10 protein-coding genes are annotated in these 12,379 nt (G+C 68.5%); 9 read left to right on the forward strand and 1 reads right to left on the reverse strand.

Annotation, left to right across the window (positions count from 1 at the left end; genetic code table 11):
- The first annotated feature begins 147 nt into the window (after positions 1 to 147).
- From A9X01_RS22810 to A9X01_RS22835, 6 genes are all read left to right on the forward strand, one after another.
- Positions 148 to 780: a dTMP kinase gene (locus A9X01_RS22810; RefSeq protein ID WP_065122896.1), complete on the forward strand. Its 633-nt coding sequence runs from the start codon at positions 148 to 150 to the stop codon at positions 778 to 780.
- A 90-nt stretch (positions 781 to 870) separates the two neighbouring features.
- Positions 871 to 1,557 (forward strand): two-component system response regulator MtrA, encoded by a 687-nt coding sequence (gene mtrA, locus A9X01_RS22815; RefSeq protein ID WP_036353256.1) that lies wholly within the window; start codon positions 871 to 873, stop codon positions 1,555 to 1,557.
- Between the two features lie 34 nt (positions 1,558 to 1,591).
- The gene (mtrB, locus tag A9X01_RS22820; protein ID WP_065122897.1) at positions 1,592 to 3,289 is read left to right on the forward strand and encodes an MtrAB system histidine kinase MtrB; all 1,698 of its coding nucleotides are present in this window, start codon (positions 1,592 to 1,594) and stop codon (positions 3,287 to 3,289) included.
- On the forward strand, positions 3,290 to 5,047 hold the full coding sequence (lpqB, locus tag A9X01_RS22825; RefSeq protein ID WP_065122898.1) for an MtrAB system accessory lipoprotein LpqB: 1,758 nt from the start codon (positions 3,290 to 3,292) through the stop codon (positions 5,045 to 5,047).
- 28 nt (positions 5,048 to 5,075) lie between these two features.
- Positions 5,076 to 5,906 carry an LmeA family phospholipid-binding protein gene (locus tag A9X01_RS22830; protein WP_065122899.1) on the forward strand — a complete coding sequence of 277 codons (831 nt, stop codon included), beginning with the start codon at positions 5,076 to 5,078 and terminating at the stop codon, positions 5,904 to 5,906.
- Between the two features lie 258 nt (positions 5,907 to 6,164).
- Complete coding sequence (locus tag A9X01_RS22835; protein WP_366663723.1) at positions 6,165 to 6,698, forward strand: hypothetical protein; 534 nt, start codon at positions 6,165 to 6,167, stop codon at positions 6,696 to 6,698.
- A 9-nt stretch (positions 6,699 to 6,707) separates the two neighbouring features.
- Here A9X01_RS22835 and A9X01_RS22840 read toward each other — a convergent pair whose 3' ends face one another.
- Positions 6,708 to 7,595 (reverse strand): L,D-transpeptidase, encoded by an 888-nt coding sequence (locus A9X01_RS22840; RefSeq protein ID WP_081282563.1) that lies wholly within the window; start codon positions 7,593 to 7,595, stop codon positions 6,708 to 6,710.
- A gap of 157 nt (positions 7,596 to 7,752) precedes the next feature.
- Here A9X01_RS22840 and A9X01_RS22845 point away from each other — a divergent pair, with 157 nt between their 5' ends.
- The 3 genes from A9X01_RS22845 (at position 7,753) to secA (ending at position 12,317) form a co-directional block, all read left to right on the forward strand.
- A complete protein-coding gene (locus A9X01_RS22845) occupies positions 7,753 to 8,385 on the forward strand; it encodes a ComF family protein (RefSeq protein WP_065122902.1) in 633 nt (210 codons plus the stop codon).
- A 301-nt stretch (positions 8,386 to 8,686) separates the two neighbouring features.
- Positions 8,687 to 9,370 (forward strand): ribosome hibernation-promoting factor, HPF/YfiA family, encoded by a 684-nt coding sequence (gene hpf, locus A9X01_RS22850; RefSeq protein WP_065122903.1) that lies wholly within the window; start codon positions 8,687 to 8,689, stop codon positions 9,368 to 9,370.
- 88 nt (positions 9,371 to 9,458) lie between these two features.
- Entirely contained in the window at positions 9,459 to 12,317 is a 2,859-nt protein-coding gene (secA, locus tag A9X01_RS22855) for a preprotein translocase subunit SecA (protein WP_065122904.1), read from the forward strand.
- Positions 12,318 to 12,379: the final 62 nt, after the last annotated feature.

The following is a 12,379-nucleotide window of genomic DNA, read 5'->3' on the forward strand; positions in this document are numbered from 1 at the left end:
CGGCCGAGTACCTCGGTGTCGATGTCGAGGGCCCGTACAAGCCGGACCACTACCGCTACTGATCCCGCCCCTCGGCGTCGAGCGGCACGCTGGCGTGGCGTTGGGCGTCGAGTGCCACGCCAGCGTGACGCTCGATAGGCTCGCGCGGTGCTGATCGCGATCGAAGGCGTCGACGGTTCGGGTAAGCGCACGCTGACCGACGGACTGCGGGCGGCGTTGCAGGCCGGTGGCAAGTCCGTCGCCACGCTGGCCTTCCCGCGCTACGGGCAGTCGATCACCGCCGACCTGGCCGCCGAGGCGCTGCGCGGCCGGCATGGCGACCTGGCCGAGTCGGTCTATGCGATGGCGACACTGTTCGCGCTCGACCGCGCCGGCGCGGTCGCCGAGATCGAGCGACTGACCGGCGAGCACGACGTGGTGATTCTGGACCGCTACGTCGCATCCAACGCCGCCTACAGCGCCGCGCGCCTGCACCAGGACGCCACCGGCGATGCCGTCGCGTGGGTGCGCGAGCTCGAATACGAGCGGCTCGCGCTCCCGGCGCCGGACTTCCAGATCCTGCTCGCGGTGTCGGCCGAGCTCGCCGGGCAGCGGGCCCGCAGCCGCGCCGAGAGCGACCCGGGCCGGGCGCGGGACAGCTATGAACGCGACGACGGGCTGCAGCGGCGCACCGGTGCGGTGTACGCCGAACTGGCCGCGGCGCACTGGGGCGGGCGGTGGATCGTCGTCGACGCCGACGTCAATCCGGGCGGCTTGGCGGCCACTTTGACGGCCGATTAGCACAATTTCGCCCCGATTCGCCCAGATTTGGGCCGATCAGACAAGAAACGCCCGTGTGGTGCGACAGTTTTGTCCTGATCTGGTGACACCATGGAGTCCATGAGGCAAAGGATTTTGGTCGTCGACGACGACGCTTCGCTGGCCGAGATGCTCACCATCGTGTTGCGTGGGGAGGGTTTCGACACCGCGGTCATCGGCGACGGGACTCAGGCCCTGACCGCGGTACGCGAGTTGCGGCCCGATCTGGTCCTGCTGGACCTGATGCTGCCCGGCATGAACGGCATCGACGTGTGCCGGGTGCTGCGGGCCGATTCGGGTGTGCCGATCGTCATGCTGACGGCCAAGACCGACACCGTGGACGTGGTGCTCGGCCTGGAATCCGGCGCCGACGACTACATCATGAAGCCGTTCAAGCCCAAGGAGCTGGTCGCGCGGGTGCGGGCGAGGCTGCGCCGCAACGACGACGAGCCCGCCGAGCTGCTCTCCATCGCCGACGTCGACATCGACGTGCCGGCGCACAAGGTGACGCGCAACGGTGAGCAGATCTCGCTGACACCGCTGGAATTCGACCTGTTGGTCGCGTTGGCGCGCAAACCGCGCCAGGTGTTTACTCGTGATGTGCTGCTCGAACAGGTGTGGGGATACCGGCACCCGGCGGATACCCGCCTGGTGAACGTGCACGTCCAGCGCCTGCGCGCGAAGGTCGAGAAGGATCCTGAGAACCCGACCGTGGTTCTGACCGTTCGAGGAGTGGGATACAAGGCCGGACCTCCGTGATCCCCCCGGCCGATGATGCAAAGCGGCGCCGGCGTTGATATGGGGATCGCGGCGACGTAGTCGAGGTCGGTGGGGCCGCTCGGGCCCCATGGCGCGCGGCATGAGCGCGGTGAGCCGTGCCGTGGCCGTGGTCTGGCGGCGTTCGCTGCAACTGCGAGTCGTGGCGCTGACCCTTGGCCTCTCCCTGGCGGTGATCCTGGCGCTGGGCTTCGTGCTGACCAGCCAGGTCACCAATCGCGTGCTCGACGTCAAGGTCAAGGCGGCGATCGACCAGATCGAGCGGGCGCGCAGCACGGTGAGCGGCATCGTCAACGGCGAGGAGACCCGCTCGCTGGACAGCAGCCTGCAGCTGGCCCGCAACACGCTGACATCCAAAACCGATCCCGCCTCCGGCGCCGGGCTGGCCGGCTCCTTCGACGCGGTGCTGATGGTGCCCGGCGACGGGCCCCGGGCCGCCTCGACCGCTGGCCCCGTCGATCAGGTGCCCAACGCACTGCGCGGCTTCGTGAAAGCGGGACAGGCCGCCTACCAATACGCCACCGTGCACACCGAGGGGTTCTCCGGGCCGGCGCTGATCGTGGGCACACCGACGTCCTCGCGGGTGGCCAACCTGGAGCTGTACCTGATCTTCCCGCTGGTGAACGAGCAGACCACCATCACGCTGGTACGCAGCACGATGGCCACCGGGGGCGTGGTGCTGCTGGTGCTGCTCGCCGGCATCGCCCTACTGGTCTCCCGGCAGGTGGTGAACCCGGTGCGCTCGGCGTCCCGGATCGCCGAGCGCTTCGCCGAGGGTCACCTGTCCGAACGAATGCCGGTGCGCGGTGAGGACGACATGGCCCGGCTGGCGGTGTCGTTCAACGACATGGCCGAGAGCCTGTCCCGCCAGATCACCCAGCTGGAGGAGTTCGGCAACCTGCAGCGCCGCTTCACCTCCGACGTCAGCCACGAGCTGCGGACGCCGTTGACCACCGTGCGCATGGCCGCCGACCTGATCTACGACCACAGCGCCGACCTCGACCCGGCGCTGCGGCGCTCCACCGAATTGATGGTCAACGAGCTGGACCGCTTCGAGACCCTGCTCAACGACCTGTTGGAGATCTCCCGGCACGACGCCGGCGTGGCCGAGCTCTCGGTCGAGGCAGTCGACCTGCGCACCACCGTCAACAACGCGCTGGTCAACGTCGGCCACCTGGCGGAGGAGGCAGGCATCGAGCTGCTGGTGGACATGCCCACCGACGAGGTGATCGCGGAAGTGGACGCCCGCCGCGTGGAGCGGATCCTGCGCAACCTGATCGCCAACGCGATCGACCACGCCGAGCACAAGCCGGTCCGGATCCGGATGGGCGCCGATGTGGACACCGTCGCGGTCACCGTCCGCGACTACGGCGTCGGCCTGCGGCCCGGCGAGGAGAAGCTGGTGTTCAGCCGGTTCTGGCGCTCGGACCCGTCCCGGGTGCGCCGATCCGGCGGCACGGGTCTGGGTCTGGCGATCAGCATCGAGGACGCCCGACTGCACCAGGGCCGGCTGGAAGCCTGGGGCGAGCCCGGCCAGGGAGCGTGTTTCCGGCTGACGCTGCCGCTGGTCCGCGGCCACAAGGTCACCACCAGCCCGCTGCCCATGAAACCAATACCGCAGCCGGCCCCGCAGCAGCCGAACGGACAGCCCGCCGCACCGGAGCACACAGGCGAGCAGCAGCGGCTTCGCGAGCACGCGGAGTGGGGCGGGTAGATGCGCAGGCTGCTGATGCTGTTGATGACGGCCGTGCTGCTGGCCGGTTGCGCGAGCGTGCCCAGCTCGTCGGCGCCGCAGGCGATCGGAACCGTCGAGCGCCCGGCGCCGTCGAACCTGCCCAAACCCACCCCGGGCATGGACCCCGACGTGCTGCTGCGCGAATTCCTCAAGGCCACCGCCGACCCGGCCAACCGGCACCTGGCGGCGCGCCAGTTCCTCACCCAGTCGGCCTCCAATTCCTGGGACGACGCCGGTAGCGCCCTGCTGATCGACCACGTGGTGTTCGTCGAAACCCGTGGCGCAGAACGGGTTTCGGCCAACATGCGGGCAGACATCCTGGGTTCGCTGTCCGACGTGGGCGTCTTCGAGACCGCCGAAGGCCAGCTGCCGGACCCCGGCCCGATCGAGTTGGTCAAGACCTCGGGTGGCTGGCGCATCGACCGGCTGCCGAACGGGGTGTTCCTGGACTGGCAGCAGTTCCAGGCAACCTACAAGCGCAACACCCTGTACTTCGCCGACCCCACCGGCAAGACCGTGGTGCCCGACCCGCGCTATGTGGCGGTGTCCGATCACGACCAGCTGGCCACCGAGCTGATCTCCAAACTGCTGGCTGGGCCGCGCCCGGAGATGGCGCACACGGTGCGCAACCTACTCGCGCCGCCGCTGCGGCTGCGCGGACCGGTCACCCGGGCCGACGGCGGCAAGAGCGGCGTCGGAAAAGGCTACGGCGGCGCCCGCGTCGAACTGGAGAAGCTCGCGACCACCGACCCGCACAGCAGGGCGCTGCTCGCCGCGCAGATCATTTGGACCCTGGCCCGCGCCGACATCCGCGGCCCCTACGTGATCAATGCCGACGGCGCCCCGCTGGACGACCGATTTGCGCAGGGCTGGAACACGTCTGACGTCGCCGCCACCGACCCCGGCGTCGCCGACGGAGCCGGCGCCGGCCTGCACGCCCTGGTGGGCGGGTCGCTGGTGGCGCTGAACGGGCAGCACATCGACACCGTGCCGGGAGCCTTCGGGCACATGGGTGACCAGACCGGGGCGGCCCTGTCCCGCAGCGGGCGGCAGGTGGCGTCCGTGGTCACCTTGCGCCGGGGCGCCCCGGACATGGCGGCGTCGCTGTGGATCGGCGATCTCGGCGGCGAAGCGGTCCAGTCCGCCGATGGCCACAACCTGTCCCGACCCAGCTGGTCGCTGGACGACGCGGTCTGGGTGGTGGTCGACGCGAACAACGTGCTGCGCGCCATCCAGGAGCCCGCGTCGGGCCAGCCGGCGCGCATCCCGGTCGACTCCACGGCGGTGTCCAGCCGTTTCCCCGGGCCGATCACCGACCTGCAGCTGTCCCGGGACGGGACACGGGCGGCGATGGTGATTGGGGGACAGGTGATCCTGGCCGGCGTCGAGCAGACCCAGGCGGGCCAGTTCGCCCTCACCTATCCGCGTCGGCTGGGCTTCGGCCTGGGCACCTCGGTGGTGTCGCTGTACTGGCGCACCGGCGACGACATCGTGGTGACGCGCAACGATGCCACCCACCCGGTGTCCTATGTGAACCTCGACGGGGTGAACTCCGACGCGCCCAGCCGCGGACTGCAGATCCCGTTGTTCGCGATCGCGGCAAATCCGTCCACGGTGTACGTAGCGGGGCCGCAAGGGGTACTTATGTATTCGGCGTCGGCGGCCGAAAACCAACAGGGTTGGTCGGAGGTCGCGGGCTTGATGATCGGTGGGGCGGCGCCGGTTCTGCCGGGATGATCAGCGTTACGTAGGAGGCGCTTGTCCGATGTCGCCAAGGGTTCCGTTCCTGCGCTGGGACGATCCGTTCCGCGCGCTGGATGCGCTGGCCTCGTTGTGGTCGTCGACCGGCTTGCCGTCGGTCAGTGCGGCCACCACCCAAGCGGCGACCGTGCCCTACCGGACGTTGTTCGCGACGTTGCAGCAGCTGCTCGTGGGCAAGAGCCTCACGGTGCGCATCGGTGAGCACGACGTGCGGCTGACCGTCACCGAACTCGAATCGGAGCTGGACCCGCAGGGACTGGCCGTCGGACAGCTCGGCGAGGTTCGGGTGGCCGCCCGCGACATCAGCTGGGCCGAGAACCGGCTGCAGAGCGCGGTCGCCGTGCTGCGCAACGTGCATATCCGGCCAGGCGTCCCGCCTCTGGTGGTGGCGGCTCCGGCGGAATTGTCCACCGAGTTGCCCAAAGAGGTCTTCGACGGCGTGCTAAAGCAGGCGGCGCCGCACCTGCGCAGCGAGCTGGGCCAGGACGGGACCACCCGGCTGCGCTGGGCGCGGCGGCCGGGGTGGGGCGGCCTGGAGGTCGACGCCGAGGTGACGGGGACGACGCTGTGGCTGCACCCCCGGGCAGTGGTCACCGGGCAGCGCCGCTGGAAGTTGCCGGTGCGCACCCCGGCGTATCAGGTTCCGCTGCCTGAGCTGCCGCACGGACTGATGATCACCGGCGTGGAGATGGCCGAAGACTCGCTGCGGGTGTCGGGCCTGCTGCCCGAGTGGCGCATGGAGCTGCCGATGCGGGCGCTGGAAGACCTGATCACCCGGTTGAGCCAGGGGGCACTCAGTTTCAGCTGGCCCTCGCTGCTGTGGCGGTCGGACTGACCGGCGGCCGATGTTTGCTGCGCCGTCTCGTCCGGTTGCCCGAGCACGCCCGGCCCCCTGCCACCGCACACGGCCCCGTTCGGTCAAAACCCCTGGCTAAATCACCATTTGGGAAAGCCGCGATCACGACCCGGCGGGGGCGCGGTATCGGTTCGGCATCCAACAAATCGCTGGTCTAGGCAAGGATTCGGCGCGCCGATACGGTTCGGCATTGTCGAATGACTGCGGGGGCAATGGGGAAGACGAACGGAGTTGGCGTTGCCAATCAAAAATCGATTCTGCGTAGCGGTTGCTGCCGGCGCGGGGTTGTGTGGTGCGGCCCTGGCCCTCAGTCCGGGCGCGGGGGCAACCCCGTTCCCGACCGGCGGCGCGAGCTGCATTGAGCAGCAGGCTGCGGGATTGGGTGCGGCACCCGTCGTGCTGCCCGGTCCGGTAGCCGGTGCCGTGCCGCTGGCGCCGATCGTGCCGCCCGTGCCGGTCGTGCCCCCGCTCGCGGGTCCACCACCCGTGCCGGTCGTGCCGCCGGTGCCGGTGGTGCCGCCGGTGGTGCCTGCGGGCGCCGGTGCGGCGCTGCCTGCCGACGTTGCCCCGGGGGCTCCGCTGACCACCATGGCAGGGACGGGCAAGGGCGCACCGAGCACGGTGGCGCCGGCGCCCGCGCCGGTGGTGGTGCCCGGTCCGGCAGCACCCGCCGCGGCCGAGGTGCCGCCGCCCGCGCCCATTCCGGCCTTCCTGGCCGGCATGACGACGGCGCTGCCGGCCTGTGCGGCGGCCCTGGCTCCGGCGCAGTAGCGCTGCGTCTCATGAGGGCGGTCGTTCGGGGTTGAGGGTCGACGGTTGCACCGGTTTCGGGTCCGCTTCCTTGTCGCTGCGGATAGTGGCCACGCCCTCCTCGACGATCACCGGGTCGCCGATATTTACCGTGTCGTAGTACCACTCGGCGTCGGTGGGGGTCAGGCTGATACAGCCGTGGCTGACGTTGTCGACTCCCATCGAGGGCACCGCCCACGGCGCCGCATGCACGTAGAGACCCCGGTTGGTGATGCGCACGGCGTACTCCACGTTCAGCCGGTAACCGTCAGGGTCGTTGACGGGGATGCCGACACTGCTCGAATCCATCATCACCGAACGGTCTTTGGCGAGCACGGTGTAGGTGCCGACCGGTGTTGCGAACTCAGGTCTGCCCATGCTGGCCGGCAGCACCCCGGTCTCGCCGAAGTGTGAACGGTGATGCGGTGCGGGTAGTGACGGCGGCGATTCCGGGTCGGCCCCGTCGATGCTCACGGTGAAGGTGTGGTTGGCGATGTTCGCGACGCCGACGACCTTGGGACCCGTTTTGAAGTCGGTGCGCAGGCCGCCCACCGACAGCGCGATCGTGCTGTGCGCCGGCCAGTACCTGTCCGGCACCCACTGCACGACGTTGTCCTCGATCCATTCGAACCGGCCCGTCATCGCGGGCACCGACGTCACCGCGATGGCGCGTTCCACCGCCGCCCGATTGACGACCGGATTGTGGAAGGTCACCACCACCGGATGCGCGACGCCGACCACGGCGCCGCGCGAAGGCGCGATCGATGCGATGTCGAAATAACCCCGCGACGCGCTTGTCATCCGCACGCCGGTGGGCCCGGCAAACACCGTCGCGGCGATACCGATCACCACAAGAACCGACCGCATTGCCGACCGCATCGCTTTTTTCAACACCTTTCGAATAGCAGATTGCCGTCGATCGTAGGGCCGCGGTGACGTGCGAATATGCAAGCGAGTGAGCGTTTCGGTCAGGGTTCGGTTACAGGTTGGTCACTCGCGAATTCGGTGTGTCACCGGAGCCCGGCACACTGACACCGTGCTTGACCTGGTTCTTCCGCTGCAGTGCGCCGGCTGCGGCGCACCGGCGACCCGATGGTGCGCGTCCTGCGGGCGAGAGCTCGCGCTCAAGGCCGACGAGCCGCATGTGGTGTCCCCGCGGGTCGACCCGCAGGTGCCGGTGTTCGCCCTGGGCCGCTACACCGGGGCCCGCCGCCAGGCGCTGCTGGCCGTCAAGGAACGCGGCCGCGCGGACCTCGTCGCGCCGCTGGCCCGGCACCTGGCCCTCGGCGTCCACCGGCTGCTGGTCTGGGGCATGGTCGACACGCCACTGACGGTGGTGCCGGCGCCGACGCGGCGTTCGGCGGCGCGCCGACGTGGTGGTGACCCGGTCGCCCGGATGACGCGGCTGGCGGTCGCCGGACACCCGGACATCGCCGTCGCGGCCGCGCTACGCATCAGGGCCTTCGCGCGCGACTCGGTGGGCCTGGGCACCGCGGCCCGGGAACGCAACATCGCCGGCCGGGTGCTGCTGTGCGGGCCGCGCCCGAGCACCGAGGTCCTGATCGTCGACGACATCGTCACCACCGGCGCCACGGCGCGCGAATCGGTTCGGGTGCTGCGCGCCGCGGGAGTGCAGGTGGCGGCGGTGCTGACGATCGCCAGCGCGTGAAGAAAATCGGCAAACCGCAAGAGAACGTGAAGAACTCGCAACAGGTCCGCGAATGGGGTGGCACGCTTGGGCGAACACGGGCTAACGTCGACATCAGAATCAACGACTCACTGTCGCGAAATGCCAGGTTGAGCAGCACCCCGGAGTAGGAGGTGAGAATTCGATTTCTTGCTCCGGCGGGCAGCCTGCGGCGGCGAACATCTCGCGATGTTTCTTTACCGCTTACACCCTCGTCGGCGCGTATCCGAATAACCGGCACGCAGGGCGCGTGTGACGTGAAGAGAGAAACGAGTTGTCACGAATGTCAAGGCTTACCGTGGATTCCGAACAAGTTCTGGACCAGACGCCGGCTGACGACGGCCAAACGGAACCGATGGCTAACGCCGAAATCGTGTTCAAGGGCCGCAACGTCGAGATCCCCGACCACTACCGCATCTACGTTTCACAGAAGCTCGCACGCTTGGAGCGGTTCGACCGAACCATCTATCTGTTCGACGTCGAACTCGACCACGAGCGCAACCGTCGCCAACGCAAATCCTGTCAGCGCGTCGAGATCACCGCGCGCGGTCGTGGACCGGTCGTGCGCGGCGAGGCCTGCGCCGACAGCTTCTATGCCGCGCTGGAATCCGCCGTCAGCAAGCTGGAGAACCGGCTGCGACGCACCAAGGACCGCCGCAAGGTGCACTACGGGGACAAGACGCCGGTTTCGCTGGCCGAAGCCACCGCCGTGGTGCCTGGCGACAACCCCTTCGACAGCCAGCCGGCCGAGCCGCACGACCACTACGGCGAGGTCCCGGACCACCAGCCCGGTCGGGTCGTGCGTGTCAAGGAACACCCGGCCAAGCCGATGTCGGTCGACGACGCCCTCTACGAGATGGAGCTGGTTGGGCACGACTTCTTCATGTTCCTGGACAAGGAGACCGAACGGCCCTCGGTGGTCTACCGGCGGCACGCCTACGACTATGGCTTAATCCGGCTGGCTTGATCCGGCTGGCCTGACGATCAGCGGCCTTCACTCGGTCGTCACCTAGGATGGGGGTCGCCCGAGACTCCTACCCGCGAGGGACATAGCTGTGCTGTCGAAGTTGCTGCGCCTTGGTGAAGGTCGCATGGTCAAGCGCCTGAAGAAGGTGGCCGACTATGTCAACACGTTGTCCGACGACGTCGAAAAACTCACCGACGCGGAGCTGAAGGCCAAGACCGACGAGTTCAAGAAGCGTCTGAACGACGACAAAAACCCCGAGACGCTCGAAGACCTGCTGCCGGAGGCTTTCGCGGTGGCCCGCGAGGCCGCCTGGCGCGTGCTCGACCAGCGCCCGTTCGACGTCCAGGTGATGGGGGCGGCCGCCCTTCACCTGGGCAACGTCGCGGAGATGAAGACCGGTGAAGGCAAGACGCTGACCTGTGTGCTGCCCGCCTACCTCAACGCGCTGGCCGGCAAGGGCGTGCACGTCGTCACCGTCAACGACTACCTGGCCAAACGCGACAGCGAGTGGATGGGCCGCGTGCACCGCTTCCTGGGCCTGGAGGTCGGCGTCATCCTCGCCCAGATGACGCCCGACGAGCGCCGCGTCGCCTACAACGCCGACATCACCTACGGGACGAACAACGAGTTCGGCTTCGACTACCTGCGCGACAACATGGCCCACTCGCTGGACGACCTGGTGCAGCGCGGCCACAACTTCGCCATCGTCGACGAGGTCGACTCGATTCTGATCGACGAGGCGCGTACCCCGCTGATCATCTCGGGGCCCGCCGACGGCGCCTCCAGCTGGTACACCGAGTTCGCCCGGCTGGCGCCGCTGATGGAGAAGGACGTCCACTACGAGGTCGACCTGCGCAAACGCACCGTAGGTGTGCACGAGAAGGGTGTGGAGTTCGTCGAGGACCAGCTCGGCATCGACAACCTCTACGAAGCCGCCAACTCCCCGCTGGTCAGCTACCTCAACAACGCACTGAAGGCCAAGGAGCTGTTCAACCGCGACAAGGACTACATCGTCCGCAACGGCGAAGTGCTGATCGTCGACGAGTTCACCGGCCGCGTGCTGATCGGCCGCCGCTACAACGAGGGCATGCACCAGGCCATCGAGGCCAAGGAGCACGTCGAGATCAAGGCCGAGAACCAGACGCTGGCCACCATCACCCTGCAGAACTACTTCCGTCTCTACGACAAGCTGGCCGGCATGACCGGTACCGCCCAGACCGAGGCGGCCGAGCTGCACGAGATTTACAAGCTGGGTGTGGTGCCGATCCCGACCAACAAGCCGATGATCCGCACCGACCAGTCCGACTTGATCTACAAGACCGAAGAGGCCAAATACATCGCGGTGGTCGACGACGTAGTCGAGCGCTACGAGAAGGGCCAGCCGGTGCTGATCGGCACCACCAGCGTGGAGCGCTCGGAGTACCTGTCGCGCCAGTTCACCAAGCGGCGCGTCCCGCACAACGTGCTCAACGCCAAGTACCACGAACAAGAAGCCGGCATCATCGCCGAGGCGGGCCGGCGCGGTGGCATCACCGTGGCCACCAACATGGCCGGCCGCGGCACCGACATCGTGCTGGGCGGCAACGTCGACTTCCTCACCGACAAGCGGCTACGCGAGCGGGGCCTGGACCCGGTGGAGACGCCGGAGGAGTACGAGCAGGCCTGGCACGAGGAGCTGCCAAAGGTCAAGGAAGAGGCCGGCGCCGAGGCCAAAGAGGTCATCGAGGCCGGCGGCCTGTACGTGCTGGGCACCGAGCGGCACGAGTCGCGCCGCATCGACAACCAGCTGCGTGGCCGGTCCGGCCGCCAGGGCGACCCCGGTGAGTCGCGGTTCTACCTCTCGCTGGGTGACGAGCTCATGCGGCGCTTCAACGGGGCGGCGCTGGAAAGCCTGCTGACCCGGCTGAACCTGCCCGACGACGTGCCGATCGAGGCAAAGATGGTCACCCGGGCCATCAAGAGCGCTCAGACGCAGGTCGAGCAGCAGAACTTCGAGATGCGCAAGAACGTCTTGAAGTACGACGAGGTGATGAACCAGCAGCGCAAGGTGATCTACGCCGAGCGCCGCCGCATCCTCGAGGGCGAGAACCTGCAGCAGCAGGCGAAGGACATGCTGACCGACGTCATCACCGCCTATGTCAACGGCGCGACGGCCGAGGGCTACGCCGAGGACTGGGACCTCGACGCGCTGTGGACGGCGCTCAAGACGCTGTATCCAGTGGGCATCTCGCACGAGGAGCTCACCCACCGCGACGAGGAGTCCGAGCGCGACGACCTGACCCGCGAAGAGTTGCTCGAGGCATTGCTCGAGGACGCCGACCGTGCCTATGCGAAACGGGAAGCCGAGCTGGAGGAAATCGCCGGCGAGGGCGCGATGCGCCAACTCGAGCGCAACGTGCTGCTCAACGTCATCGACCGCAAGTGGCGCGAGCACCTCTACGAGATGGACTATCTCAAGGAGGGCATCGGGCTGCGCGCGATGGCGCAGCGCGACCCGCTGGTGGAATACCAGCGCGAGGGATACGACATGTTCACCGCCATGCTCGAGGGCATGAAAGAGGAGTCGGTCGGCTTCCTGTTCAACGTCAGCGTGGAAGCGGTTCCGGCCCCGCAGGTCGACCTTGCCCCGGTCGAGCCGCCGGAAGGCCTGGCCGAGTTGGGTTCCGACGCGGCCGGCGACGAAACGGCCGACGAAGCACCCGCGCCCCCGCCGGCGCTCAAGGAACCGGTTAGCACGTTGCGCGCCAAGGGAATCGAGAACGAGGCCCCGGCGCTCACCTACAGCGGGCCGTCGGAGGACGGCTCGGCGCAGGTGCAGCGCAACGGTGGTGCGGCGGCCAAGGCCGCAGCGGGGGCCGCCGCCGGTGGCAGCCGCCGGGAACGGCGTGCCGCTGCGCGACAGCAGGGCCGCGGCGCCAAGCCGCCGAAATCGGTCAAGAAGCGTTAGACGCGCGAGCAGACGCGAAAGCCCCCGACACGCCGAGCGTGCGGGGGCTTTTGCGTCTGCTC

The organism is Mycobacterium asiaticum (genome assembly GCF_001668675.1).
Taxonomy (GTDB): Bacteria; Actinomycetota; Actinomycetes; order Mycobacteriales; family Mycobacteriaceae; genus Mycobacterium; species Mycobacterium asiaticum_D.

Bases quoted from the DNA above. Each gene is read 5' to 3' on its own strand.
- mtrA (WP_036353256.1), top strand. From the start codon at position 871: ATGGAGTCCATGAGGCAAAGGATTTTGGTCGTCGACGACGACGCTTCG.
- lpqB (WP_065122898.1), top strand. From the start codon at position 3,290: ATGCGCAGGCTGCTGATGCTGTTGATGACGGCCGTGCTGCTGGCCGGT.
- A9X01_RS22830 (WP_065122899.1), top strand. From the start codon at position 5,076: ATGTCGCCAAGGGTTCCGTTCCTGCGCTGGGACGATCCGTTCCGCGCG.
- A9X01_RS22840 (WP_081282563.1), bottom strand. From the start codon at position 7,595: ATGCGGTCGGCAATGCGGTCGGTTCTTGTGGTGATCGGTATCGCCGCG.
- hpf (WP_065122903.1), top strand. From the start codon at position 8,687: ATGTCAAGGCTTACCGTGGATTCCGAACAAGTTCTGGACCAGACGCCG.